Annotated in this window: 18 protein-coding genes and 2 pseudogenes; 14 read left to right on the forward strand and 6 right to left on the reverse strand. The window is 69.8% G+C overall.

The features are described from left to right. Nucleotides 1-305 (reverse strand): annotated as a pseudogene (locus A5712_RS01230) (hypothetical protein); the annotation flags it as partial. Here A5712_RS01230 and A5712_RS01235 point away from each other — a divergent pair. From A5712_RS01235 to A5712_RS01245, 3 genes and pseudogenes are all read left to right on the forward strand, one after another. Further along, nucleotides 300-8,639, forward strand: a pseudogene (locus A5712_RS01235) (SDR family NAD(P)-dependent oxidoreductase); the annotation flags it as partial. The pseudogenes A5712_RS01230 and A5712_RS01235 sit on opposite strands and share 6 nt — an antisense overlap. A 9-nt stretch (nt 8,640-8,648) precedes the next feature. After that, entirely contained in the window at nt 8,649-11,231 is a 2,583-nt protein-coding gene (locus A5712_RS01240; RefSeq protein ID WP_068100369.1) for a sugar epimerase family protein, read from the forward strand. Nucleotides 11,232-11,324: 93 nt separating this feature from the next. Next, nucleotides 11,325-12,407, forward strand: a complete 1,083-nt coding sequence (locus A5712_RS01245; RefSeq protein WP_068100371.1) for a dihydrodipicolinate reductase — start codon at nt 11,325-11,327, stop codon at nt 12,405-12,407. Between the two features lie 7 nt (nt 12,408-12,414). Here the strand turns inward: A5712_RS01245 and A5712_RS01250 are convergent, their stop codons facing one another. Further along, complete coding sequence (locus tag A5712_RS01250) at nt 12,415-13,041, reverse strand: TetR/AcrR family transcriptional regulator (RefSeq protein WP_068100373.1); 627 nt, start codon at nt 13,039-13,041, stop codon at nt 12,415-12,417. A gap of 94 nt (nt 13,042-13,135) precedes the next feature. Here A5712_RS01250 and A5712_RS31600 point away from each other — a divergent pair, with 94 nt between their 5' ends. Continuing rightward, entirely contained in the window at nt 13,136-14,338 is a 1,203-nt protein-coding gene (locus A5712_RS31600) for a cytochrome P450 (protein WP_068100375.1), read from the forward strand. Beyond that, nucleotides 14,335-15,312, forward strand: a complete 978-nt coding sequence (locus tag A5712_RS01260; protein ID WP_231981901.1) for an SDR family NAD(P)-dependent oxidoreductase — start codon at nt 14,335-14,337, stop codon at nt 15,310-15,312. Before A5712_RS31600 ends, A5712_RS01260 begins: the two co-directional genes overlap by 4 nt. A gap of 3 nt (nt 15,313-15,315) precedes the next feature. On the opposite strand, the gene A5712_RS01265 is transcribed toward A5712_RS01260, so the two are convergent. Together A5712_RS01265 and A5712_RS01270 are read right to left on the reverse strand one after the other, a co-directional pair. Then, the gene (locus tag A5712_RS01265; RefSeq protein ID WP_068100379.1) at nt 15,316-16,170 is read right to left on the reverse strand and encodes a hypothetical protein; all 855 of its coding nucleotides are present in this window, start codon (nt 16,168-16,170) and stop codon (nt 15,316-15,318) included. Nucleotides 16,171-16,210: 40 nt separating this feature from the next. Then, nucleotides 16,211-16,888, reverse strand: a complete 678-nt coding sequence (locus A5712_RS01270; protein WP_068100380.1) for a hypothetical protein — start codon at nt 16,886-16,888, stop codon at nt 16,211-16,213. Between the two features lie 80 nt (nt 16,889-16,968). Here A5712_RS01270 and A5712_RS01275 point away from each other — a divergent pair, with 80 nt between their 5' ends. Genes A5712_RS01275 through A5712_RS01295 form a run of 5 tightly spaced genes read left to right on the forward strand, consistent with a single transcriptional unit; the run spans nt 16,969 to nt 22,002 of the window. Continuing rightward, nucleotides 16,969-18,474, forward strand: coding sequence for a carboxylesterase/lipase family protein (locus A5712_RS01275; protein ID WP_068100382.1), 1,506 nt, complete (start codon nt 16,969-16,971; stop codon nt 18,472-18,474). A gap of 19 nt (nt 18,475-18,493) precedes the next feature. Further along, on the forward strand, nt 18,494-20,491 hold the full coding sequence (locus A5712_RS01280; RefSeq protein ID WP_068100384.1) for a phosphotransferase: 1,998 nt from the start codon (nt 18,494-18,496) through the stop codon (nt 20,489-20,491). Further along, on the forward strand, nt 20,488-20,973 hold the full coding sequence (locus A5712_RS01285; RefSeq protein WP_068100397.1) for a gluconokinase: 486 nt from the start codon (nt 20,488-20,490) through the stop codon (nt 20,971-20,973). Before A5712_RS01280 ends, A5712_RS01285 begins: the two co-directional genes overlap by 4 nt. 48 nt (nt 20,974-21,021) lie before the next feature. Further along, complete coding sequence (locus A5712_RS01290) at nt 21,022-21,411, forward strand: hypothetical protein (protein WP_068100401.1); 390 nt, start codon at nt 21,022-21,024, stop codon at nt 21,409-21,411. 12 nt (nt 21,412-21,423) lie between these two features. After that, nucleotides 21,424-22,002, forward strand: a complete 579-nt coding sequence (locus A5712_RS01295) for an AAA family ATPase (protein ID WP_068100385.1) — start codon at nt 21,424-21,426, stop codon at nt 22,000-22,002. 6 nt (nt 22,003-22,008) lie between these two features. On the opposite strand, the gene A5712_RS01300 is transcribed toward A5712_RS01295, so the two are convergent. Then, nucleotides 22,009-23,007: a DoxX family protein gene (locus tag A5712_RS01300; RefSeq protein ID WP_068100387.1), complete on the reverse strand. Its 999-nt coding sequence runs from the start codon at nt 23,005-23,007 to the stop codon at nt 22,009-22,011. A gap of 107 nt (nt 23,008-23,114) precedes the next feature. Here A5712_RS01300 and pncA point away from each other — a divergent pair, with 107 nt between their 5' ends. The 3 genes from pncA (at nt 23,115) to A5712_RS01315 (ending at nt 25,246) form a co-directional block, all read left to right on the forward strand. Beyond that, nucleotides 23,115-23,675: a pyrazinamidase PncA gene (gene pncA, locus A5712_RS01305; protein ID WP_082973207.1), complete on the forward strand. Its 561-nt coding sequence runs from the start codon at nt 23,115-23,117 to the stop codon at nt 23,673-23,675. Next, nucleotides 23,675-24,499 (forward strand): ketosteroid isomerase family protein, encoded by an 825-nt coding sequence (locus A5712_RS01310; protein ID WP_068100390.1) that lies wholly within the window; start codon nt 23,675-23,677, stop codon nt 24,497-24,499. The genes pncA and A5712_RS01310 overlap by 1 nt, the downstream gene beginning before the upstream one ends. Nucleotides 24,500-24,610: 111 nt before the next feature. Further along, nucleotides 24,611-25,246, forward strand: a complete 636-nt coding sequence (locus A5712_RS01315; protein ID WP_068100392.1) for a hypothetical protein — start codon at nt 24,611-24,613, stop codon at nt 25,244-25,246. Nucleotides 25,247-25,252: 6 nt separating this feature from the next. Here A5712_RS01315 and A5712_RS01320 read toward each other — a convergent pair whose 3' ends face one another. Beyond that, entirely contained in the window at nt 25,253-25,612 is a 360-nt protein-coding gene (locus tag A5712_RS01320) for a DoxX family protein (protein WP_369830342.1), read from the reverse strand. 169 nt (nt 25,613-25,781) lie between these two features. Here A5712_RS01320 and A5712_RS01325 point away from each other — a divergent pair. After that, a partial coding sequence (locus tag A5712_RS01325; RefSeq protein ID WP_068100395.1) for a sigma-70 family RNA polymerase sigma factor occupies nt 25,782-26,651 on the forward strand: 870 nt, incomplete at its 3' end.

Consider the following 26,651-nt stretch of genomic DNA (forward strand, 5'->3'; position numbering starts at 1 on the left):
GCGATCGCGCGCAGGGCCACCCGCACCTGCCCGGGCTGCAGCGGCGCCTCGGCGTCGGGCACCGGTTCCAGGCGCAGGTTTTCGAACGTGCCGGCGCTGCTGATGCCCAGCCGCCACGGCCCTTCGGCCGGAGGTACCAGGAGACCGTCGACCGCGCGGCTGCCCTGCACCCGCGGGTGGTGATGCGTTCCGCCGCGCACCAACACCTGCGGCTCGCCGAGCGCGAGAATGGCGGCGATCGCCCGATCGTCCAGCGGCGCATCGGTATCCACGAGGACGATCCGGCCGGGATGCTCGGTCTGCGCCTGGAACCGGTGCCCGACGCCGAGGCGCCGCTGCAGCCCGGGCAGGTGCGGGTGGCCCTGCGCGCGATCGCCGCGAACTTCCGCGACGTCATGATCACCCTGGGCATGTTCACCCACGACGCGCTGCTCGGCGGTGAAGGGGCCGGCGTGGTGGTCGAAGTCGGGCCAGGCGTCACCGATTTCGCGGTCGGCGATTCGGTGTACGGATTCTTCCCCGACGGCAGCGGCACCCTGGTCGCCGGCGACGTCCGCCTGCTGGTGCACAAGCCCGAAGACTGGTCCTACCCCGAAGCCGCTGCCATCTCCGCCGTTTTCACCACCGCCTACATGGCGTTCATCCACCTGGCCGACGCCAAACCGGGCCAGCGGGTGTTGGTGCACGCCGCGGCCGGCGGCGTCGGGATGGCCGCCGTCCAACTGGCCCGGCATCTGGGCCTGGAGGTGTACGGGACCGCCAGCCGCGGCAAGTGGGACACCCTGCGGGCCATGGGCCTTGACGACGACCACATCGCGGACTCCCGCAGCCTGGAATTCGAGGAGAAGTTCCGGGCGGCCACCGGCGGGGCCGGGATGGACATCGTGCTGGACTCGCTGGCCGGCGAATTCGTCGACGCCTCACTGCGGTTGGTCGCCCCCGGCGGCATGTTCCTGGAGATGGGCAAGACCGACATCCGCGACCCCGGCGCGATCGCGCAGGAATATCCGGGCGTGCGCTACCGCGCCTTCGACCTCTTCGAGCCGGGCCGCCCCCGCATGCATCAGTGGATGCTCGAGCTCGCCGGGCTCTTCGACGCCGGCGTGCTGAAGCCGTTGCCGGTGACGACGTTTGACGTGCGACGCGCGCGCACCGCCCTGCGCTACCTGAGCCAGGCCCGCCACGTCGGCAAGGTCGTCATGACGATGCCTTCTGGACTCGGCCAAGGCACCGTGCTGATCACCGGCGGCACCGGCATGGCGGGTGCCACGCTCGCCCACCACCTGGTGGCGCACCACGGCGCCCGGGACCTGGCGCTGCTGAGCCGCCGCGGACCGGACGCGCCGGGTGCGGCCGAACTGGTCGCCGAGCTGGAGGCTGCGGGTGCCCGGGCCGCGGTGGTCGCGTGCGATGCGACCGACCGGGCCGCCCTGGCGGCGGTGATCGCCACTGTGCCAAAGCTTTCGGCCGTCATTCATGCGACCGGCGTGCTCGACGACGCGATGGTCACCTCCCTGACGCCGGAGCGCGTCGATGCGGTGTTGCGGGCCAAGGTCGATGCGGCGTGGAACCTGCACGAACTGACCCGCGACCGAGATCTGTCGGCGTTCGTGATGTTCTCCTCGATGGCAGGGCTGGTGGGTTCGTCGGGCCAGGGCAACTACGCGGCGGCCAACTCGTTCCTGGACGGACTGGCCGCGCATCGGCGCGCACACGGGCTGCCGGCGATATCGCTGGCGTGGGGGCTGTGGGATCAGGCCAGCGCGATGACCGGTGGGCTCGACGCGGCCGACCTCGCCCGGCTGGGCCGCGACGGAATCCTGGCTTTGTCGTCGGCCGAGGCGATGGAATTGTTCGACACCGCGCTGATCGTCGACGAACCGTTCATGGCGCCCGCCCGCATCGATCTCGGCGCGCTGCGCGCCCACGCCCTCGCGGTGCCACCGATGTTCAGCGACCTCGTCAATGCGCCGGCTCGCCGCCGGGTCGACGACTCGCTGGCCGCCGCGAAATCGAAATCGGCGCTGGCGCATCGCCTGCAGGGGCTGCCCGAGGCCGAGCAGCAAGCGGTGCTGCTGGACCTGGTGCGCTCGCACATCGCCACCGTGCTGGGCAACACCACCGCCGAGGCGATCGACCCGGACAAGGCGTTCCAGGAGCTGGGCTTTGACTCGCTGACCGCGGTCGAAATGCGCAACCGGCTCAAAACCGCGACGGGACTGGCGCTTTCGCCCACGCTGATCTTCGACTACCCGACGCCCAACGGCCTGGCCAGCTACATGCGCACCGAGCTCGCCGGAGCGCCGCAAGAGGTCAGCCACGCTCCGGTGGTCCGCGCCACCGACGACGACCCGATCGTCATCGTCGGCATGTCATGCCGCTATCCCGGCGGGGTGAATTCCCCCGAGGACCTGTGGGACATGCTGACCGAGGGCCGCGACGTGCTCTCGGAATTCCCGACCGATCGCGGTTGGAACCTCGATGGGCTGTACAACCCTGACCCCGACGTTCCGGGCACCTGCTACACCCGCACCGGCGGCTTCGTCGACGATGTCGCGGGCTTCGACCCCGCCTTCTTCGGCATCACGCCCAGCGAGGCGCTGGCCATGGACCCGCAGCAGCGGCTGTTCCTCGAGCTGTCCTGGGAAGCGTTGGAGCGCGCGGGAATCGAGCCCGGCGAGTTGCGCGGCAGCGCCACCGGCGTGTTCGCCGGGGTGTACACGCAGGGCTACGGAATCGGCGCCCCGGCGGCCGCCGAGGGCTTCCGGCTGACCGGGCAGTCGTCCAGTGTGGCGTCGGGCCGCATTTCGTACGCGCTCGGCCTGGAGGGCCCCGCGGTCTCGGTGGACACGGCGTGCTCGTCGTCGTTGGTGGCCTTGCACATGGCGGTGCAGTCGCTGCGCTCGGGTGAATCCGATCTGGCGCTGGCCGGCGGCGTCACCGTCAACGCCACCCCGGACATCTTCGTCGAGTTCAGCCGCATGCGCGGGCTGTCCGCCGACGGCCGGTGCAAGGCCTACGCCGGCGCGGCTGACGGCACCGGATTCTCCGAGGGCGGCGGCATGCTCGTGGTGGAGCGGCTGTCCGACGCCGAGCGCCTCGGGCACCAGGTGCTGGCGGTGGTTCGGGGTTCGGCGATCAACCAGGACGGCGCCTCGAACGGCTTGACCGCGCCCAACGGTCCGTCGCAGCAGCGGGTCGTGCGGGCGGCGCTGGCCAACGCCGGGCTGTCCGCGGCCGAGGTCGACGCGGTCGAAGGCCACGGCACCGGAACGATGTTGGGCGATCCCATTGAGGCCCAAGCGTTGTTGGCCACCTATGGACGCGACCGCGCCGAACCGCTATGGCTGGGGTCGATCAAGTCGAACATGGGTCACACGCAGGCTGCGGCCGGCGTCGCCGGTGTGATCAAGATGGTGCTGGCGATGCGCCACGAGATGTTGCCGGCCACGTTGCACGTCGACGAGCCCAGCCCCCATGTGGACTGGTCGTTGGGAGCCGTGTCGTTGCTGACCGAAGCCCGGCCCTGGCCGGCACACGGCAAGACCCCCCGCGCCGGGGTGTCCTCGTTCGGCATCAGCGGCACCAACGCCCACGTGATCATCGAAGCCGCGCCCGCCGGGTCGGAGCGCGTCGTGCCGCGCCCCGAGCTGCCGGTGGTGCCGTGGGTGGTGTCGGCGAAATCGGCGACGGCCCTGACGTCACAGGCCACCCGGCTGGCGACGCACATTCGCAGCCACGCCGATCTCGACGTCGCCGATGTGGGGTGGTCGCTGGCGGGCCGGTCAAACTTCGAGCATCGGGCCGTCGTCGTCGGCGATGACCGCGGCGGCCTGCTGGCCGGGCTGGACGAATTGGCCCGGAACGATCTGGCCGGTTCGGTGATCCGCGGGACGGCAACGGCCGGCGGCAAAACCGTCTTCGTCTTCCCGGGGCAGGGCTCCCAAATCCTCGGCATGGGAAGGGAGTTGCACGCGGCGTACCCGGTGTTCGCCGAGGCCTTCGACGCCGTGCTGGGCGAGTTGGACCAACACCTGCTGCGGCCCCTGCGCGACGTCATGTGGGGCCAGGACGAAAACCTGCTGAACACAACCGAATTCGCGCAGCCCGCCCTGTTCGCCGTAGAAGTCGCCCTGTTCCGGCTGCTCGAATCCTGGGGTGTACGGCCCGATTTCGTGATGGGCCACTCGGTCGGCGAGATCACCGCCGCACACGTCGCCGATGTCCTATCGCTACAGAACGCGGCGGTGCTGGTTGCCGCCCGCGGCCGGTTCATGCAGGCACTGCCGGCCGGCGGCGCGATGATCGCCGTGCAGGCAACCGAAGACGAGGTGCGGCCCCTGCTGACGCCCGGCGTCGGCATCGCGGCGGTCAACGGGCCTGCCTCCGTGGTGATTTCCGGCCCCGACGACGCGGTGACCGCGGTCGCCGACCGGCTCCGCGCCGACGGCCGCCGCGTCCACCGACTCGCCGTCTCCCACGCGTTCCACTCCCCGCTGATGGATCCGATGATCGACGAATTCGGAACCGTCGCGGGCGGGCTCGTCGTCGGCAAGCCCACCATCCCGGTCGTGTCGAACCTAACCGGGCAACTGGCCGGCGACGACTTCGGTTCGGTGGCGTACTGGAAGCGGCACGTCCGGGAGGCCGTGCGATTCGCCGACAGCGTCCGGTTCGCGCACTCCGCCGGCGCCACCCGCTTCCTCGAAGTCGGGCCGAGCGGCGGGCTGACGGCGTCGATCGAGGAGTCGCTGCCGGATGCCGTCGTGACCACAATGTCGGCCCTGCCCAAGGACCGTCCGGAGCCGGCGTCGCTGATCAACGCCGTCGCACAGGGCTTCGTCACGGGGATGGACGTGGACTGGCGCGGCGCGCTCGGTGCGGCCAACTTCGTCGAGCTGCCCACGTATGCCTTTGAACGGCGGCGCTTTTGGCTCGCCGGCGACGGCGCGCCGGCGGACGCGGCCGGGCTGGGGCTGGCCGCCGGCGAACACGCCCTGCTGGGCGCGGTTGTGGAGCTGCCGGCGTCGGGCGGCGTCGTGCTGACCGGTCGGTTGTCGCCGAGCGCGCAGGGCTGGCTGGCCGACCACGCGGTTGGTGGTGTCGTGCTGTTCCCCGGCGCGGGATTCGTCGAGTTGGCGATCCGGGCCGGCGACGAGGTGGGCTGCGGAGTCGTCGACGAGCTGAATCTGGCGGCGCCGTTGGTGTTGCCGGCGGGTGGGTCGGTCGCGGTTCAGGTCGTGGTTGGGGGCGCGGACGATTCGGGCGGCCGTTCGGTGTCCGTGTTCTCGCGCGCCGAGTCGGGGTCCGGCTGGTCGTTGCACGCCGAGGGCGTGCTGCGCGCGGGGTCCGTGCAACCGGACGCGGATCTGTCGGCGTGGCCGCCGGTGGGCGCGGTACCGGTGGATATCGGCGACGGGTACGAGCGGCTCGCCGAGCGGGGGTACGGGTATGGGCCCGCGTTCCGCGGCCTGACGTCGATGTGGCGCCGCGGCGACGAGGTGTTCGCCGAAGTCGCGCTGCCCGAGGACGCCGGGGTGTCGGTGGCCGGATTCGGTGTCCACCCCGCGATTCTCGACGCCGCGTTGCACGCGGTGATCCTGGCGTCGGACGGCGGCGAGCTCCCCGACGGGTCGATGCTGGTGCCGTTCTCGTGGCAGCGGGTGTCGCTGCACGCGGCGGGCGCAGCGGCAGTACGGGCGCGGATCGTGCCGGTGGGGGAGTCGGCCGTGTCGATCGAATTGGCCGACGGCTTGGGGCTGCCGGTGCTGTCGGTGGCGTCGATGGTGGCCCGGCCGGTGACCGATCAGCAGCTACTGGCCGCGGTGTCGAGTTCGGGACCCGACCGGCTCTTCGAGGTCGTCTGGTCCGCCCAGCCGCTGTCCGCGGTGCAGCCGGTGGAGGTGTGCGCCTGGGGTGCAACGGAATTCGAGGACAATTCGGCTGTGCTTTTCGAATCGGCACCCGTGGCCGGGGACGTCGTGACGGAGGTACACGTGGCCACGCGTGCGGTGCTGCCGGTGCTGCAGTCGTGGCTCTCCCGCGACGGGGCGGGAACGCTGGTGGTGTCGACCCGCGGCGCCATGGCGTTGCCGGGGGAGGACGTCACCGACCTGGCGGGCGCGGCGGTGTGGGGCCTGGTGCGCTCGGCGCAGACGGAGCATCCCGGCCGCATCGTGCTCGTCGACACCGATGTGCCGCTGGATTCCGACGCTGTGGCGGCCGTTTTGGCGCCGGCCGAGCCGCAGGTGTTGCTGCGCAACGGGACCGTCTTCACCGCGCGGGTGCACGGCAGCCGCGCGGTCGGCGGCCTGTTGGTGCCGCCCGACGACGGCCCGTGGCGGCTGGGCATGAGCAGTTACGGCACCATCGAGAACCTGCGCTTGGAGCGGATCCCCGACGCGGACGCGCCGCTGGGCCCCGGCCAGGTCCGGGTCGCCCTGTCGGCCATCGCCGCCAACTTCCGCGACGTGATGATCGCGCTGGGTCTCTACCCCGACCCGGACGCGGTGATGGGCATCGAGGCCGCCGGCGTCGTTCTCGAAACGGCCTCGGGGGACGGCCGTTTCGCCGTCGGCGACCGCGTCATGGGTCTGTTCCCGGACGGGACCGGGACTATCGCCACCACCGACCAGCGGCTGCTGGTCAAGGTGCCGGCCGGCTGGTCACACACCGCGGCCGCGACGGCGTCGGTGGTGTTCGCCACCGCGCGCTACGCGCTGATGGACCTGGCCGGCGTCAAACCGGGTCAGCGGGTGCTCGTGCACGCGGCCGCCGGCGGGGTCGGGATGGCCGCCGTGCAGCTGGCCCGCCACCTCGGCCTGGAAGTGTTTGCGACGGCCAGCCGGGGCAAATGGGACACCTTGCGGGCCATGGGCTTTGACGACGACCACATCGCCGACTCCCGCAGCCTCGATTTCGAGCAGAAGTTCCGGACGATCACCGGGGGCCGCGGCGTAGACCTAGTGCTCGACTCGCTGTCCGGCGATTTCGTCGACGCGTCGCTACGGCTCGTCGCCCCCGGCGGGGTGTTCCTGGAGATGGGCAAGACCGACATTCGCGACCCGGAGGTCGTCGCCCGCGACCATCCGGGTGTGCGCTACCGCGCCTTCGACCTCTTCGAGGCCGGACCCGAGCGCATCCAAGAGATGCTCGACGAGTTGGCCGCGCTGTTCGGCGACGACGTGCTGCAACCGTTGCCGGTCACCAGGTTTGACGTGCGGCGCGCGCCGGCGGCGTTGCGGTACCTGAGCCAGGCCCGCCACGTCGGCAAGGTCGTGATGAGCATGCCCGACGCCTGGGTGGCGGGCACCGTGCTGATCACCGGCGCGACCGGCATGGCGGGTTCGGCGTTGGCGCGTCACGTCGTGACCCGGCACGGCGCCCGCAACCTGGTGCTGATGAGTCGGCGCGGCCTGGATGCGCCGGGCGCGGCGGAGCTGATGACCGAACTGTCCGCGGCCGGGGCCCAGGTGCAGGTGGTCGCCTGCGACGCGGCGGACCGCGAGGCCGTCGCCAAGGTGCTGGCCGATATCCCGGTGCAGCAACCGCTGTCCGGCGTGATTCACGCGGCGGGCGTGCTCGACGACGCGGTGATCTCGTCGCTGACGCCGGAGCGCATCGACGCGGTGTTGCGCGCCAAGGTCGACGCGGCATGGAACCTGCACGAGCTCACCCGCGAGCTCGACGTCTCCGCGTTCGTGCTGTTCTCGTCGATGGCCGGGCTGGCCGGTGCGTCGGGCCAGGCCAACTACGCGGCGGCCAACTCGTTCCTGGACGGGCTGGCGGTGCACCGGCGCAACCTCGGGTTGCCGGCGATCTCGCTGGCGTGGGGCCTGTGGGACCAGGCCAGCGCCATGACCGGTGCGCTGGGCGCGGCCGACCGGGCCCGGTTCGGCCGGGACGGCATCGTCGCGATGTCCTCCGACGAGGCGCTGGAATTGATGGACACCGCGCTGATCGTCGACGAGCCGTTCATGTTGCCCGCCCACATCGACCTCGCGGCGCTGCGCGTCAAGTTCGACAACGGCACGCTGCCGCCCATGTTCGTCGATTTGATCAACGCGCCCAGCCGGCGTCAGGTCGACGACTCACTGGCCGCGGCGAAGTCGAAATCGGCTCTGCTGCAGCGCCTCGAGGGGCTGCCGGAGGACGAACAGCAGGCGGTGGTCCTGGACTTGGTCCGCTCCAACATCGCCACGGTGCTGGGCAACTCCAGCCCCGAGTCCATCGATCCGGATCGGGCGTTCCAAGAGTTGGGCTTCGACTCGCTGACCGCAGTCGAGATGCGCAACCGCCTCAAATCGGCCACCGGGCTGGCGCTTTCGCCGACGCTGATCTTCGACTACCCGAACTCCGCGGCGCTGGCCGGCTACATCTACCGCGAACTCGTGGGCACGACGGAGCAAAGCGCCCCGGCCGCCGCGCCCGGCGAGGCCGAGATCCAACGCGTCGTCGGGTCCATTCCGGTCAAGCGCCTGCGCCAGGCGGGGGTGCTGGAGCTGCTGCTCGCATTGGCGAACGAGGCCGACGGCAGCGGTCCGTCGGCCCCCGCGGCGACGAGCGAAAAGGACATCGCGGACATGGATCTCGACGCGCTGGTCAACGCGGCCTTGAGCGACGATGACGACGATGAGTAAGGGCGCTCCGTGAGAGTTGCGGTCACCGGGGCCAGTGGTGTGCTCGGCCGCGGCGTCGCCGCCCGATTGCTCAGCCAGGGCCACGATGTCGTCGGCATCGCCCGACGCCGCCCCGAAAGCTGGTCGAGCGCAGCGGAATTCGTCGAGGCGGACGTCCGCGACGCGGAAGCGGTCAAGCGCGCCGTCGCCGGTGCCGACGTGGTCGCGCACTGTGCGTGGGCGACCGGCAGCGAGCAGGTCAACATCGGTGGAACGCTCAACGTCCTCGAGGCGATCGCCGAAACCGGAACCCGGCGCATCGTTTTCCCGTCGTCGGCGCACGTCTACGGCGGCGGGGACGCGCCCAAGACCGAGCACGACGCGAGAACCCCCGTCAGTGCCGACGGCCGGCACAAGGCCCGCGTCGAACAGCTGCTCGAGGATTCGGGCCTGGAATGGGTCGCCATCCGCTCCGCGTCGATCCTCGGCCGGAGCGTCGACAATTGGGTGCGCCGGGTGTTGGCATTGCCGGCGTTTCCGGTCGCGGCGGCCGATCGTCGCATCCAGGTCGTCCACCTCGACGACGCGCTCCGCCTGTTCAACCGGGCGATCGTGGACACCGAAATCGGCAGTGGTCCAATCAATCTCGCCGCACCGGGTGAGCTGACCTTCCGGCGGCTGGCCGCGGCGCTCGGACGCCCGATCGTGCGGCCGGGCATCCGACCCGGCGAGCTGCAACTCGTGCAGAGTGCCCCGTTCATGGATACCGCGCGGTTGCGCCAACAGTGGGAGTTCCGGCCGGCGTGGAACTCCGTCGAGTGTGTCGAGGATTTCGCCGTCGCGGTGCGCGGCCGGGTCAGCGTGGGCAAGCGGGTGGTATCGCTGCCCTGGCGGATGACCAACATCCAGGACCTGCCCACCGTCGACGCCCCGAGCGAGGACGGCGTGAAGCCCAATTGGGCCGGCCCGGCAGGAGATAACGGGGAGTTCGACACCCCGATCGACCCGCGCTTTCCCACCTTCCTGGCCACCAATTTGTCGGAGGCATTGCCCGGCCCGTTCTCCCCGGCATCGGCCTCGGTGACCGTGCGCGGGCTGCGCGCCGGCGGCGTGGCCATCGCCGAGCGGCTGCGGCCCGGAGGGGTGATCCAGCGCGAAATCGCGATGCGCACCGTCGCGGTGTTCGCCCACCGGCTCTACGGCGCCATCACCTCGGCGCACTTCATGGCGGAAACCGTGCCCTTCGCCAAACCCGCGACGATCGTCAGCAACAGCGGATTCTTTGGCCCAAGCATGGCGTCGCTGCCGATCTTCGGTGCGGAGCGACCACGCTCCGAAACCGGCCGGCTGCGAAGGCAACTGCGGACCGTTCGCAATATCGGGGTGTTCGGTGTCAACCTGATCGGCCTGTCCGCCGGGTCGGCCGATGACACCCACGAGTTCGTCGCCGATGTCGATCGTTTGGAGCGGCTGGCCGGCGACGACGTCACCCGGCTCGACGATCGCCGGCTGCTGAGCCTGATCGCGTTGGCGCGGGACGAGGTGGTGCACGGGTGGGTGCTGGCCTCGGCTTCGTTCATGCTGTGCGCCGCGTTCAACGTGTTGTTGCGCGGTTTATGTGGGCGAGATACCGCTGCGCCGGCGGGACCGGAACTGGTGAGCGCTCGCTCGGTCGAAGCGATGCAGCGGTTGGTGCTCGCTGCCCAGCGCGACCCGAAAGTGACGGCGCTGCTTGCCGAACCGGGGGAGCGGCTGGGCAAGCTGGCGGTCGAGGCGCCGGAGTTTCACGCCGCGGTGCTGGCGGAGCTGGCACTGATCGGGCATCGCGGACCGGCCGAACTCGAGATGCGCTCGACCAGCTACGCCGACGATCCCGAGTTGCTCGTGCGCATGGTGGCCAGGGCGATGAGCGCGCCGCCCGCGCCGCAGCCGGAACGTACCCGGATTCCGCTGCGGGCCAGGCCGATTGCGCGCCTGGCCGGACACCAACTTCGCGATCGCGAAGTCCGTCGCGACAAAGTGGTGCGGGCCAACTGGGTGCTGCGCAACCTGATGCGCGAGTACGGGCGCCGGTTGGTCGAGGCCGGAATCTTCCAGGCCGCCGACGATGTCTTCTATCTGCTGGTCGACGAGCTCGATGCGCTCCCGGCCGACGTCGGGGACCTCGTGGCCCGGCGCCGAGCCGAACAACGCAGGTTGGCCACCGTCGTTCCGCCGACGGTGTTCAGCGGCAGCTGGCAGCCAACGGAGCCGACCTCGGCGGCCCTCACCAGCGGGGAAACCCTGCACGGGGTCGGTGTCTGCGGCGGCCGGGTGCGCGGCCGGGTGCGGATCGTGCGGCCGGAGACCATCGACGACCTGCAGCCCGGCGAGATCCTCGTCGCCGAGGTCACCGACGTCGGTTACACCGCCGCTTTCTGCTACGCCGCGGCCGTGGTCACCGAACTCGGCGGCCCCATGTCACATGCCGCGGTGGTGGCCCGGGAATTCGGATTCCCGTGTGTGGTGGACGTTGCGGGAGCTACCAAGACTTTGCCGCCGGGCGCGCTTGTTGAGGTCGACGGGACGTCCGGCGAAATTCGCATGCTGGATGCGCACTCCGAAGACGCATAGCCACTTTCCCGGCCACTGACCCTTCGGGCTTGACAACCGTTCCGAACACGGCACGATCAGTCAGCATCCCTCGTCGGAAGGATCGGAACAATCGTGCGCAGAGTGATTCAATTCTCCACCGGCAACGTGGGCCGGCATTCGTTGAAAGCGATCATCGGCCGGCCGGATCTGGAACTCGTCGGCGTGCACGCCGCCAGCGCCGAGAAGATCGGCCGGGATGCGGCGGAGCTTTGCGGGTTGCACGAACCGACCGGCGTCGTGGCTACCGACGACATCGAGGCCCTCGCCGCCCTCGGCGCCGACTGCGTGGTTTACACAGCGCAAGGAGAGACGCGGCCCACGGAGGCCATCGCACAGATGACCAAATTCCTTGCAGCGGGCACCAACGTCGTGGGCACCTCGATGGTCTGGCTCGTCGCACCGCACCATGCCGACGATTGGTTACGAGTGCCGTTGGAGCGCGCGTGCGCGGCCGGCAACGCCTCGTTGTACGTCAACGGCATCGACCCCGGCTTCTCCGGCGATACTCTGGTCCACTCGGCGGCCAGCCTGACCACCCGCATCTCATCCATCACAGTGCAGGAGATCTTCGACTACGGCAACTACGACGATGCCGAGTTCACCGGCGCTGCAATGGGTTTCGGAACGACTGCGGGTGACGAGCCGGCGATGATGTTCTCTCCCGGGGTAATCGTGTCGATGTGGGGCGGTCAGGTACGCAGCCTTGCCGACAATCTCGACATCAAACTCGACGAGGTCCGACAGCGGGTCGAACCCTGGTACACAGCGGAGCGCATCGACTGCACGATGATGACGGTGGAACCGGGTCAGATGGCTGCCGTTCGTTTTGCCACCGAGGGCGTCCTCGACGGCGAACCGGTGATCACCCTCGAGCACGTGACCAGGCTTACCGCCGCCGCGGCACCCGATTGGGAGTTCCCGCCCGAGGGTCAGACGGGCGTGCACCGTGTCGTCGTGGAGGGCGAACCGCGGGTGGAAATCAACACCCACCTGTCCCATCCCGTGTTCGATGCGACTGATGCCGGCTGTATCTCGACGGCGGCCCGGGCGGTCAACGCGATCGATTGGGTGTGCCGCGCGCCGCAGGGGCTGGTCGCGGTGGAGGATATTCCGCTGTCGGCGACGATACGCGGTCTGTTGTGGAGCCAGCGCTAGGTGCCGGCTAGAGGCGCCAGCTGCTGGGCTCTGAGATGCGCAAGGCCGCGCCGGCGGGCAGCGGCTTTGGCTCGGCGATCGAGATCGCGTCGAGGATGAGGGCAACGTAGCGTCGCCAGCCGTCGCTGTCCGAATCCATCGTCGGCAGAACCGCATAGAGCATCGCGATCAGGCGTGGAAGGTCCTCGGCAACCAGGTCGGCGCGAACGAGCCCGACCTGTTGACCGCGGCGAACCAGCTCGTGGAGCGCCTGGTTCAGCGAGTCCGAAATGTCGGGGGTAAGCGACCCCGCCCGGTGCGCGGCGGTCAGCAGGTGGCGTTCACGGGCGCCGAGTCCGATTGCCGCCTCGATCAATTGGTTGAGGCCCTGCAGCGGGTCGTCCACGCGCCGAGCGTCCTCGATCACCGGCGTGAGATCCTCCGCGACGCTTTGATCCAGGGCAGCCCGCAGCAGGTCGGCCTTGGCCGGGAACCTGCGGTAGAGCGTTCGTTCGCCGACTCCGGCACGACGGGCGACGGCTTCCATGGGCGCGTCGGGCCCGAGTTCGCCGTAAACGGCCCGCGCGGCGCGCAGGATGCGCGCAGCGTTGCGGGCGGCGTCCGCCCGCAACGGCCGGTCCTCGACCGCGGTCATCTGCACAGCCTAACTGACGGTTGACTGCCAACTACCCGGGTTCTACGCTCCGTATAACTGGCAGATAACTGACACTTAAGGCGGAACCGCTGATATGTCAATGATTTCCGAGACGGACCTTCCCGTCATCCCGGCGCGGCGTCCTGCCCACTGCCCACTCGCGCCGCCACCCGAGTTCACCGAGTGGCGCAACGAGCCGGGGTTGCGTCGTGCGATCTACCACGGCCAGCCGGCCTGGGTGGTGAGTCGCTACCGGGACATCCGGGCGGCCCTGCTCGATCCGCGCCTGTCCGCGGATACGATTCCGGCCTCGATGAAGCCGGCGAGCGAGGACAACACCGTCCCGGTGATGTTCGCGCGGGTCGACGACCCCGAGCACCATCGGTTGCGGCGCATGCTGACCAGTGATTTTACCTTTCGACGATGCGAGAGGATGCGACCGCAGATTCAGGAACTGGTTGACCAACACATCGACGAGATGATCGGCAAGGGTCAGCCCGCCGACCTGGTGCGTGACTTCGGCCTGCCGGTGCCCTCACTGGTGATAGCGCTGCTGTTGGGTGTGCCATCCGAGGACCTGGGTTTGTTCCAGCACCACTCCAGGGTCGGGCTGGAGTGGACGACGACCGATGAGCAGCGGGCCGAATCGTTCGCGGCGATGTATGCCTACATTCAGGAGCTCGTGGATCGCCGGGCGGACGACCCCAGCGATGACCTCATCGGTCGCCTCGTCACCAACTACGTCGCGACCGGTCAACTCACCCGCGAGACAGCGGCGATGACCGGTGTGGTCATGATGTTGGCGGGCCACGAAACCAGCGCCAACATGATTTCGTTGGGAACTGTTGCGCTGCTTGAGCATCCCGAGGTCTTCGCTCGGCTCGGCGAGACCGACGACCGTGCCGTCGTCGCGAACATCGTCGAAGAGCTCATGCGCTATCTCAGCATCGTGCACAGCCAGGTGGACCGGGTAGCGACCGAAGACATGACCCTAGGCGGACAATCGATCCGCGCCGGAGACATGGTCTTGATGAACCTCCCCGCCGGAAACTGGGACAGCGAATTCGTCGACAACCCCGAGACTTTCGACGCCGATCGGAACACTCGCGGACACATCGGCTTTGGCTATGGCGCGCATCAATGCATCGGGCAGAACCTCGCCCGCGTCGAGATGCAGGTCGCGTTTGCCACCCTGGCGCGACGCCTGCCCGGCCTGAAGTTGGCAGTACCCCCGCATCAGCTGAAGTTCAAGGAAGCCGACATCTACGGCATGAAAGAACTTCCGGTCACTTGGTGACGAACGAGCTGCGGTTCGACAAGCAGGTCGCCCTGATCACGGGTGCCGGCGGCGGCCTGGGCAGACAGTACGCGCTGCTGCTGGCGTCACGCGGCGCGCGCCTCGTCGTCAACGACACCGGTGGCTCGGTAACCGGGGATGGCGCCGACGGCGAGGCCGCACAAGGGGTCGTCGACGAGATCCGCGGGCTGGGTGGCGACGCCGTCGCCGACACCCACAGCGTGACGACCCCCGAAGGCGGACAGGCGATCGTCGACACCGCGTTGCGCGCCTGGGGTCGGGTGGACATCGTGATCAACAACGCGGGAATCGTCGGCGACGCACCGTTCGAGGACATGACCGCCGACCGGCTCGAACCGCTCATCGACGTGCACCTCAAGGGCGCGTTCCACGTGACGCGGCCCGCGTGGACGGTAATGCGCGAACGGCGCTACGGCCGGGTACTGAACACCTGCTCGGCGGCGGGAATCCTTGGCGCCGAACGCATGAGCAACTACGGCGCGGCGAAGACCGGACTGATCGGATTCACCCGAGTGCTGGCGGCCGAAGGGGTGGGCCACGACATCAAGGTCAACGCCATCGCGCCGATCGCCTACACCCGGATGCTGGCGCGCGAAGTCGAGCACGCGACCGGACAGCAGCCCACCGAGCACGACGCGGCGGCCCAGGCCGTGTTGGATGACCTTGTCAGCCAATACCTTCAGAAACTGGACCCCGCGCTGGTGGCACCGGTGGCGGCCTTCCTGGTGCACCGCGAGTGCCCGGTTTCCGGCGAGATCTACACGGTCGGCGCCGGGCACGTCGCCCGCTTCTTCGTCGGCAGGACACGGGGTTTCTACCGCCCCGGGCTGTCCGTCGAGGACGTGCGCGATCACCTCGCCGAGATTCGCGACGAGGCCGGCTACACCGTCCCGGGCGGGCCTGCGGATGAGATGACGGAGCTATTCGCGGTTGTCAGCGACCGACCGGGCTAAGGGTCACGCGGGCGTGCGGAACTGGCGCCAGATCACAAAACCGATGGCCACCACCACGCCCGCGATCAGACCGAACAGCAAGGTCTGCAGGGCATCGATCGCGAACCAATTAGGGTCGTACGAGTCGGCGCCGTTGACACACTCGAAGTCCACGTTGGTTCCCGACTGGCCGGGCTTGTAGCTGTAATGCGAGGTGTTGTACGTCAGCTGGTAGCCGCTGTCACACACGATGGGGCTCGTCCACAGCGCGGTCGACGGCATCGTCGCGGTCAGCGCCGCGGCGCCGCCGACGCAGAGACCGATGGTCCCGGCGATCGCCCCGAAACGGTTGGCCCAAACGAGGCCGCGACGTTCGCGCCGGCCGCCGAACGTGGCCTGGCGCATCGAGCCGACCTGTTGCGCAAAGCCCGGCGGCGGTCCCATGAAGGCCGGTGGGGTGTATTCCGGCGCGGCGCCCTGCCCGGAGTACACCACCGAGTGCCCCACCTTGAACGTCGCCTTGCCGTGCTTGAAGATGTTGTCGATCTGCTCCTCGGACAGGCCCGCCTGGGCCGCGGCTTGCATGAACGCCGCTCGATGCTGAGCCATCTCGGGCCCGGAAGGCCCGCCGGGGCCGGCCGGACCACCGGAGCGCAAACCTTCCCACAACGACTCCGCGTACTGGCGGGCGCGATCGTCGTCGCCCTGGCTCGCGCCCGTCCGCACGGAGAAGAACGAGGGCGGCTGCCCCTCGGCGCGGTTCTGGCCGGCCGCCGCCTTGGCCTCGGCCAGTTGACGTTCCAGCTCAGCGATGCGCTTTTGCTCCGCGAGCTGACGCTCCAGGTCGGCGATGCGCTTTTCGGGATCGTCGGCGTCCATCGGCAAATGGTCCCACGCCGAAACCGCGGGTGCAGCAAATTCAGCAGCCGAAGGCGGCGCCGACCCCGTCCGGCGGTGGCACCGGCTTCAGGCACCCGAACGGCTGGATGCCGGCGGCGGCGAACCGCACCGCCGACTGATGGGCGTAGTTCACACAGACGAGGCCCGAATCGTCTGCGCGGCAGCGGTAGTCGCCGAACGACAACGAATCCCCGTTCGCCAGTTCGGGGCCGTTGCCGTTGAGGAACGGACCCGGATCCGCGCGCGCCGACCCGACCTGGAGGTTCGTCCCGTCGAAGTCCACCCAGCCGCCCTTCCAGTCGCCGTAGGCCGTCTCCGGTCGGGGCGGGGGATTGGTCAGAGCCACCAGACACGCCAGCGCGGCGCCGGTGTGCTTGGAATCGGTCATGCAGGACACTTTGCCCCCTTGAACGGTCAGGGCGATGTCGTTGCCGAGCGGTGTGGTGGTGCCCTCCCGGGCGGCGCTGTGATAGCGGCCGGGATCCGCCGGGTGAGCTGCCTCGATCCAGGCGATGACGGCGGAGATCGCGGCACCGGCGGCCGGTGCGCCGGACGGCGCTGGCGGTTTGCTGCTCGACGCTCCGGCCGACGTGGTCGCGGGGGTCTGCGCGCTGGTCTGCGGCTGCCCCGAGTTGCCGCCGAGATGCGAGCATCCGGCGACCAGCAATGGCACGGCGACCAGCGCGGCGATCCGCATCCAGCCAGGCTAGCCGTCACACCCGGCGATTCGATCGCCAGCCGCGCACTACCGGCGCGGTGTCGGCTACCGTCACTGGTATGCATGAGCGCATCGTTCGCGCCCGCACCACCGCCGGCATCGTCGAAGGCTTCACCCGCGACGGCGTAAACCGCTGGCGGTCCATCCCTTACGCCCGCCCGCCGGTGGGAGCCCTGCGATTCCGGGCGCCGCAGCCCGCGCCGCCGTGGTCGGGCGTGCGGCACTGCCACGGCTTCGGCAACTGCGCGCCCCAGCAGCGCCGCTACACCCTGCTCGGTGTCGGCCGCTACCAGCCGATGAGCGAGGACTGCCTCACCCTCAACGTCGTCACGCCCGAGGTGGCAGCGGACGAGCCGCTGCCGGTCATGGTCTTCGTCCACGGTGGCGGCTACATCATGGGCAGCTCGGCCACGCCGCTCTACGACGGCGCCGCGCTGGCCCGCCGCGGTTGCGTGTACGTGTCGGTCAACTACCGCTTGGGCGCGCTCGGATGCCTGGACCTGTCGTCGCTGTCGACGCGCGATATCAAAATCGACAGCAACCTGTACCTGCGCGACCTGGTGATGGCGCTGCAGTGGATCCGGGACAACATCGCCGAATTCGGCGGAGACCCCGGCAATGTCACGATCTTCGGCGAGAGCGCGGGCGCCTGCATCACCTCCACGTTGTTGGCCGTGCCCGCCGCCGAAGGCCTTTTCGCGCAGGCGATCTCGGAAAGCCCGGCGTCGGGTTTGGTGCGGTCGCGGGAGATCGCCGTCGAGTTCGCCAAGCGCTTCGCCGGGCTGCTCGGCGTGGGCCCGCAGGATGGCGCGCACGCGGTCATGCAGGCGTCGGCGGCGCACCTGGTGGAAACGCAACACCGGTTGATCGACCAGGGCATGGAAAGCCGATTGGGCGCGTTCCCGATCGGCCCGGTCGTCGGCGACGACGTCCTGCCCGTCGACCCCGTCGAGGCGATGCGGTCCGGCCGGGCGCACAAGGTGCCGCTCATCGTGGGCACCAACGCCGAAGAGGGCCGCCTGTTCACCCGCTTCCTCAAGATGTTGCCGACAAACCAGTCGATGATCGAAGAGCTGCTGGCCGACACGGAACCGGCTGCCCGCGAACGCATTACCGCCGCCTACCCGGACTACCCGTCGCCGTCGGCGTGCATCCAGCTCGGTGGCGATTTCGCATTCAGCTCGGCGGCCTGGCAGATCGCCGAGGCCCACGGCAACCACGCGCCCACCTACCTCTACCGCTACGACTACGCCCCGCGGACGCTGCGCTGGTCGGGCTTGGGCGCCACGCACGCCACCGAGCTGCTGGCCGTCTTCGACGTCTACCGCACCCGGTTCGGCGCGCTGCTGACCGCCGCCGCCGACCGGCGCGCGGCGCTGAAGGTCAGCAACCATGTGCAGCGCCGGTGGCGGTCCTTCAGCCGCACGGGTTCGCCGGGCGACGACTGGCCCGCGTATACCCGCGCCGACCGCGCCGTGATGGTGTTCGACCGCAAGAGCCGGATCGAGTTCGATCCGCACCCGCACCGCCGGATCGCCTGGGACGGCTTCTCACTTGCGAACTGACCTGGCACGCTAGACCCTCATGCACGCCGACACCGAGCAAGTCATCGAGCGACCCGAGAACCTCACCACCTCCTGGCTGGCCGCCGCGATCGGCAGCGGACCCATTGCCGCCTTCGGCGTGGAACGCATCGGCACCGGACAGATGAGCGAGTGTTACCGCGTCCGGCTCAGCTATGCGGATCCCGACGCCGGCGGGCCGGAGTCGGTGGTGCTGAAGGTCGCGGCCTCCGATCCGGTCAGCCGGCAGACGGGGTCGGCGCTGGGCCTCTACGAGCGTGAGGTCCGCTTCTACGGCGACGTCGCGCCCCGCCTGGGCGGGCCGATCGCGCCGTGCTATCACGCGGCCGTCGACACCGCCACGGGCGTGTTCGACCTGCTGCTCGGGGACGCCGGGCCCGCCGTCGTGGGTGACGAAATCGCCGGTGCCACACCGGAACAGGCCCGCGTCGGCGTCGTCGAACTGGGGCGGCTGCACGGCCCGCTGCTCGGCGACCCGGCGCTGGCCGACGCGCCGTGGCTCAACCGCGAAACGCCGCTCAACCAGGCGATGATCGCGTCGCTGTACGCCGGCTTCGTCGACCGGTACGGCGACCAGATCGCGCCCGAGCACCGCGTCGTGTGCGAGCGCCTGGTCGCCGCGTTCGACGGTTACATCGCGGCCGAGTCGGAGCCCGACCGGATCCGCGGCCTGGTGCACGGCGACTACCGGCTGGACAACATGTTGTTCGGCACCGAAGGGGCCGATCGCGCGCTGACCGTCGTCGATTGGCAGACGGTTTCCTGGGGACCGGCATTCACGGACCTGGCGTACTTCCTCGGCTGTGCGCTGCGGGCGCAGGATCGTCGCGACCACTACGACGAATTCCTGCGCGCCTACCACGACGCGCTGGGCCCGCAGCCGCCCGTCAGCCTGGCCGAGGTCGCCGAAGGGGTCCGGCGCCAAAGCTTTTTCGGCGTGATGATGGCCATCATCTCGTCGATGCTCGTGGAGCGCACCGATCGCGGCGACCGGATGTTCATGACGATGCTGCAACGCAACTGCGCACACGTGCTCGACACCGACGCGCTGGCGACCCTGCCCGCCGCGACCAAGCCGGAGCCGCTGCGGCCGTCGGAGGACGACGAGCTGGCCCACGACCCGACCGACGAGCCGTTGTGGAGCGAGAGCTGGTACGCCGACTTCGCCGACGCGGCACAGGGATTGGGCGGCTGGTTTCGCCTTGGCCTGATCGCCAACCAGCAGCACGCCCTGGTGCACGTTCTGCTGTGCGGCCCGGACATGGCGACGGTCGCCGTCGACGCCGAGATCCCGCTGCCCGCGGACCCATGGGTGTTGCGCACCGACGCCTTCGAGCTGGGCCACTCCGCCAGCGTCCCGCTGCAGGCCTATCGGGTCGACGTGCGTGCGCAGGCGCAGGCCTACCCCGACCCGTCGGCCTTGTTGCGCGGCGAGCCGGGCACTGAAGTCGAAATGACGATGAATTTGGAGTGGGCCACGGACGGCGCCCCATACAAATACCGGGTGACGACCCGCTACGAAATCCCTTGCCGCGTCTCGGGAACCGTCACGATCGGCGACACCAGCTACCGCGTCGACTCGGTGCCCGGGCAGCGCGACCACTCGTGGGGCGTGCGCGACTGGTGGAGCATGGACTGGATCTGGAGCGCGCTGCACCTCGACGACGGCACCCACCTGCACGGCGTGAACATCCGCATCCCGGGCGCGCCGACGTTCAGCATCGGCTACGCGCAGGACGCCGCACACAACGTCACCGAACTGGACACCGTCGCCTCGCGGGAATCCTTCGGGGACAACGGGTTACCGCTGAAGGCGACCGTAGACCTGCGCCCCGATGACATCACGGCGGACATCGAGGTGCGCGGGCATGCCCCGGTGCGCATGCTCGCCAAGGATGGGCGCGTGAGCCAGTTCCCGCGCGCCTGGGTCGGTGTCAAGACCGCGGACGGACGCAGCGGTGTCGGTTGGGTGGAATGGAACCGCAACCTCGCCGAATAGCGGCCAGGGCACCCGTCGTGGTGATGGGCGTCTCGGGATCGGGCAAGTCGACGGTGGGGGCGGCGCTGGCCCGACGGTTGGCGGTGCCCTTCGTCGATGCGGACACCCTGCACCCGCCGGCGAACATTGCGAAGATGACCGCCGGTGAACCGCTCGACGACGACGATCGCCGGCCCTGGCTCGAACGCGTCGGGGAGTGGTTGGCCGACCACCGCGACGGCGCCGTGGCGAGCTGCTCGGCGCTCAAACGCAAATACCGCGACCAGCTCCGCGCCCACTGCCCCGAGATCGAGTTCCTGCATCTGGCCGGCTCACCCGAACTGATCGGCGGCCGGCTGGCCGCGAGGTCGGGCCATTTCATGCCGGCCGCCTTGCTGCGATCCCAGTTCGACGCGCTCGAACCCCTCGGCCTCGACGCGCCGGGCAAAACCGTCGACGCGAGCCAACCGGTCGAGGCGATCGTCGACGCGTTCATCGTGTAGCATTGTGCTACATTCTGTAACGAAATGCTGCAGGGGCGGAGGAAGGTCATGGCAGAGGCTCTCGATCGCGTCACCCGGGTGGCCGCGGACCTGATGGACAGCGCGGCGTCCGAGGGCGCCCGCCAGAGCCGTTCGGCCAAGCAGCAACTCGACCACTGGGCGCGGGTCGGGCGGGCGGTATCCAGTCAGCACACCAGCTCTCGGCGGCGGGTGGAGGCGGCGTTGGCCGGTCACTTGGCGACCGGCGACCTCACCGTCGAGGAGGGTGTCGTGTTCAACGCCGAGATCTCCGCCGCCATCGAGGAAAGCCTGGCGCGCACCGATTACGGGGCGGCGCTGGCCGGGCAGGGGATCACCACGGTGGCCCTCAACGACGCCGGTGAGATCGTCGAGCACCGGCCCGACGGCACCGAGGTGGTGCTTTCGGGCAAGCGCTGACCGCGCGGGACGATGAACCGCCTGGACCTGGTGGTCGGGCCGAACGGCGCCGGCAAGTCGACGTTCATCGCGTTCACCCTGTCGCCGCTGCTGCCCCGAAGCCTCGTCGTCAACGCCGACGAGATCGCCCGCCAGCGCTGGCCCGCGGACCCCGCCTCGCACGCGTATGACGCCGCGGAAATCGCCGCCGGCACGCGCGCCAAGCTGATCGAGCTGGGCAGGTCATTCATCGCCGAGACCGTCTTTTCGCATCCCTCGAAGCTGGACGTGATCCGCAGCGCGCACCGCGAGGGCTTCACCGTCGTCCTGCACGCGCTGCTCGTCCCGGAAGACCTTGCCGTCGAACGGGTTAGGCACCGGGTGGCGGCGGGCGGCCACCACGTGCCCGAGGACAAGATCCGTCAGCGCCACCGCCGGTTGGGCGCACTCGTCGCGGGCGCCATCGCCTTATCGGACATCGCGACCGTCTACGACAACACTCGCCTGCGCGGGCCGCGCATCGTCGCCCAATTCAGCGGCGGCGAGGTGGTCGGCTCGCCCGACTGGCCGCGGTGGGCACCGAAGGAACTGTCGGCCCGATGGCCGAACTGAACACGGTTACCAAAGGCGCCGGCGGCGACGAGTTGGGAGCCCGTCGCCCACCCGGTCGCGGGCGGTGTCGGCCAGTTCGCTGCCGCGCGCGGCCGCCGTGTTGGCCAACTCGATACCGCGCAACCGCGCGATCTCGGCGAGCTCGACCCCGCGGTCCCGCGCCTCTTCGGCGAGTTCTTCGCCGCGTTTGCGCGCCTTCTTCGCCAGCGGAGCGCTCTTTTCCGCGGCCGTGCTGGCGAGTTCTTCGCCGCGCTTACGGGCCTTCTTCGCCAGCGGGGCGCCCTTCTCCGCGGCGGTGCTGGCCAGTTCCCGGCCGCGCTCCAGGGCGGCCTCAGCGTACGGGGCGCCTCGTTCGGCGGCCGTGCTTGCCAGTTCGCGGCCGCGTTCGAGGGCGGCCTCGGCGTACGGGGCGCCCCGTTCGGCGGCGGTGCTGGCCAGTTCGCGCCCGCGCTCGGCGCCGACCTGGAGGCCGTGCACGATCTTTTCGCCGAGTTCGCCGAGCTCGCCGTCCAATCCGTCTGACGACCCGGGCAGCGCCGACGACACCCGCTCGGAGAGCCGTTCCGCGGCGCGACGGCCCCGCCAGCCCAGGGACGGCTTGCCGGCCGTGTCGGCGGACGCGATGATCAGCCCGCCCACCAGGCTGAGGTCGGTCAGAAAGTCTTTGCGCTTCTGGGCTTTCAGCTGCGGGTCGCTCTCGCTCCAGAACATGTGCGCGCCGAGGTTGGCCGGCAGCACGGTGAAGGCAAGTGCGGCCGAGGCGACGCGCGGCGCCTTGCCGATGGCAAGCAGCAAGCCGCCGCCGATCTGTACGGCCGCATTGATCTGGGCGAACGTCTGGGGGTCGCTGGGAATGCTGCTCCCCACCGGATCCGGCAGGGCGCGAAGACCGTCGACCGCCGGCGCCGCGGCTTCGGCCGCCGGCTTGGGATTGAGCAGCGAGTCGATTCCCTGGCCGATGAACACCGCCGACAACAGGGGCCTCGCGATTCTGCGGATCAACATGGCAGCTGGGTTACCCGGCCGACCGGGCGGCAAACCGCCGGGAGCCGCGCCCAGTCAAAGGCCCTGCTCGCGGCCGCCGCGGTCGGCCCGGCGATAGGGTGGAGCGCGTGCGGGCGCTGATCGTCGTCGACGTGCAAAACGACTTCTGCGAGGGTGGCTCGCTGGCGGTGGATGGCGGTGCGGCGCTGGCTTCCGCCATCACCGGGTACCTCGCCGCCGAGCCCGGTTACGACCACGTCGTCGCGACCGCGGACTTCCACATCGATCCCGGCGACCATTTCTCCGACCGCCCCGACTACCGCTCGTCCTGGCCCCCGCATTGCGTCGCGGACAGCCGCGGCGCGGACTTTCACCCCGGCCTCGACACCCACCGCATCGAGGCGGTGTTCCGCAAGGGCGACTACGCCGCGGCGTACAGCGGCTTCGAGGGCGTCGACGACGAGGGGACCCCGCTGCTCGAGTGGCTGCGCCGGCGCGGGGTCGACGAGGTCGACGTGGTCGGCATCGCCACCGACCACTGCGTGCGGCGGACCGCCGAGGACGCGGCGAGGGCCGGCCTGACCACCCGGGTGCTGGTGGATCTGACCGCGGCCGTTGCGCCCGACTCGGCCGCGGAAGCGTTGGGGGAGATGCGAACCCTCGGCATCGAGCTGGTCGGCGGCCCGTAATGGTGGTGCCACTGGATCGCGAGCACCTGCTCGCCGCGGTGGAACGCTCGCCGCAGGCCGCCGCGGCGCACGACCGCGCCGAATGGGTGGCGCTGTTCACCGGCGACGGCCGCATCGAAGACCCGGTGGGATCGCGCCCGCACGTGGGGCATTCGCAGATCAGCCGCTTCTACGACACCTTCATCGGCCCCCGCGACATCAAGTTCCACCGCGACCTCGACGTCGTGGTGGGCACCGCGGTGCTGCGCGACCTCGAGCTCGAGGTGTCGATGGGCTCGCGTGCGACCTCGAACATGACCTCGAACGTGACAATGTACATACCCGCGTTCCTGCGTTACGACCTTCGAGAAGACAACGGCCAGTGGAAGATTGCGCGGTTGCGGGCTTACTGGGAATTGCCGGCGATGATGCTGCAGTTCCTGCGGGCCGGGTCGCGGGCGGCGTCGCCCGCCGTGGCGCTGTCATGTGATTTGTTGGCCAATCAGGGATTCGGGGGGACGGCGGGCTTCCTGGCCGGATTCCGCCGCCCCGGTGCGCGGCGCAAGAGACTGGCGGAGGACTTCCTCGGCGCGGTCGCCCGGAAGGAGACGTCCGCGGCTTTGCGTGCGCTGTCATCAAGGGCCGCAATAACTTTGGGCGACAACGACCGGATCGACCTCGCCGAACTCTCCGAACAGCTCGACGGGGCCGCCTGGGCCAAGGTGATCGGCGCCGGGACCACCGTCGCGGTCTCGGTCAGCTCGGCCCACGGGCGCGGCGTCGTGCTCGTGGACGTGGCCTGGCCGGGAAACGCGATCGACCGGATCCGGTACTTTCCCGCCTGACGGTTCCGATCTTCCCCGGGCCGTCGAAGTTAGCCAGTGTCGGATGCTTCTATGTCTTGCCAGGCAAGTGATCCTGCCGTACAAATAGCTGTCACTGAATGGAGGCGGGCAATGGGTGTGGTGCGGATCTTCGGCGTGGGACTTGCGTTCACCGCCGTCCTGACGGTGGGAACGGCCTGCACGGTCACCACCACGACATCTTCCTCGTCGAGCTCGTCGAAGCCGACGTCGTCCACCACCACGTCGTCGAGTTCGGCGACATCGACCCCCACGTCGAGCACGCCGTCCGGCGTTGCACCGCTGGGCGACTACACCTACCTGCTGCTGCAGGCCAGCGACGTCGGTCCCGACACCGCGACCACGGCACCCCCCGTGCAGAACCCCGGCGGTATCGCCGGAGCCGGCGTGACGTACGCCAACCCGGATCGGACGCGCAGCATCGACGACCTCGTCGTGGTGTTCACCGATCCGGCAACCGCCGCGCAGCAAGCCAAAGAGCGCGCGTCGTCCTACGGCAAATACGTGACCGGGGCCCCGCAGCCGTTCGAGGTCGGGACCAACGGCCTGATCGCGGTGGGGACGTCGCCCGATAACTCCAAATCGGTGATGTATGTGACGTTCGCCGAGGGGCGGGTGGGCGTCGACCTGGAGTTCGACAGCGCGCCCAACGATCCCGCCCCGCGCGACGTCGTGCTCGACATGGCCCGCAGGCAGGACCAGCTCATCAAGGACCGGTTGCCCGCCTAGCGAGATTCAGCGCGCCACCGTCAACGCCAGCGTGGCCGCCGACAGGCACAGGTAGGCACCGGGAAACGCGATGTTGTAGAAGACGCCTGCCCGCAGGTGAGTAACCACCGCGCCGACGAAGAACAGCACCAGGCCGATGGCCGCCGCAATCCCCAACGCGCGCACGCCCATCAGCCCGACAACCAGCCCGGCGGCCCCGGCCAGCTTGATCGCCGCCAGTGGCCGCAGCCACGAGCGCGGCACCCCGACCTCGGCCGAGTTCGCCAGGACGAATCCGGCGGGAATCAGGTCGGCCACCGCCACTGCGGCGGTGACGACGGCGGTTGTCAGCGTGATCACGATGTACGTGGTATGGATGTTCGTCATCTGCTCCAACCCCTTGTCCTACATGGTTTTTCCGCGGCGGCGAGCCGGATGGCCGCACCGCGCATCGCGGCGCACAATCGGTAGGGTCATAGTGCTGGTCTCCTTTGCGACAGAGAGTTTGATGGATGCGTTCACCGTCTTGACGACTCCCACGCGGAAAAGGTGACCCATGAGCGCACCAAAGGATCTGGCGGATCTCGCGCAGCGGTTCGACGCGGATCGACGACACCTGAGGTCGGTCGCGTTTCAGCTGCTCGGCTCGGTGGCCGACGCCGACGACGCCGTCCAGTCGGCGTGGCTGAAGGCCAGCGGCACGGCTTTTGACGGCATTCGCAACCTCACCGGCTGGTTCACCACGATCACCGCCCACGCGGCCATCGACCAGCTCCGGGCGCGGGGGCGCCGCGCCGAGCGACCGCTCGGCGATCCCACCGAGCTCGACCGGCTCAACCGGGCCGCGGCGGCCCCGGCGGACGAGGACGCGCTGCTGGCGGACTCGGTCGGCACCGCCATGCTCGTCGTGCTCGACCGGCTCTCACCCGCGGAGCGGGTGGCGTTCGTGCTGCACGACGTGTTCGCCATGCCGTTCGAGGAGGTCGCCGGCCTCCTGGACCGCTCGCCGGCCGCGGCGAAGAAGCTGGCAAGCCGCGCCCGGGCACGCCTGCACGCCCGTCCGGCGATCGAACCGGCTCGTGCGGCCGAGCACCTCGCGGTCGTCGAGGCGTTTCTGGCGGCGTCCCGCGGCGGCGATATCGCCACCCTGCTCGAGCTGCTGGCGCCCGGCGTGGTGCGCCGAGTCGATGCGGCGCTGGTCCCCGCGGACGTGCCCACCGAAATGCGCGGCGCGAGGGATGTCGCCGAGGAGACCCGCCGCTTCACCCGCCGCGCTCGGACGGGCGTGGTCCTGCTCATCGACGGCGCCCCGGGCATCGTCCTCGCGCCCCGCGGTCGCGCGCGGGCCGTGCTTCGGATCGGCGTCGGCCCCGACAACCGCATCCACACCATCGACATCACCGGCGACCCCGACCGGCTGCGCCGG

It is taken from the genome of Mycobacterium sp. E2327 (genome assembly GCF_001672675.1).
Classification (GTDB): Bacteria; Actinomycetota; Actinomycetes; order Mycobacteriales; family Mycobacteriaceae; genus Mycobacterium.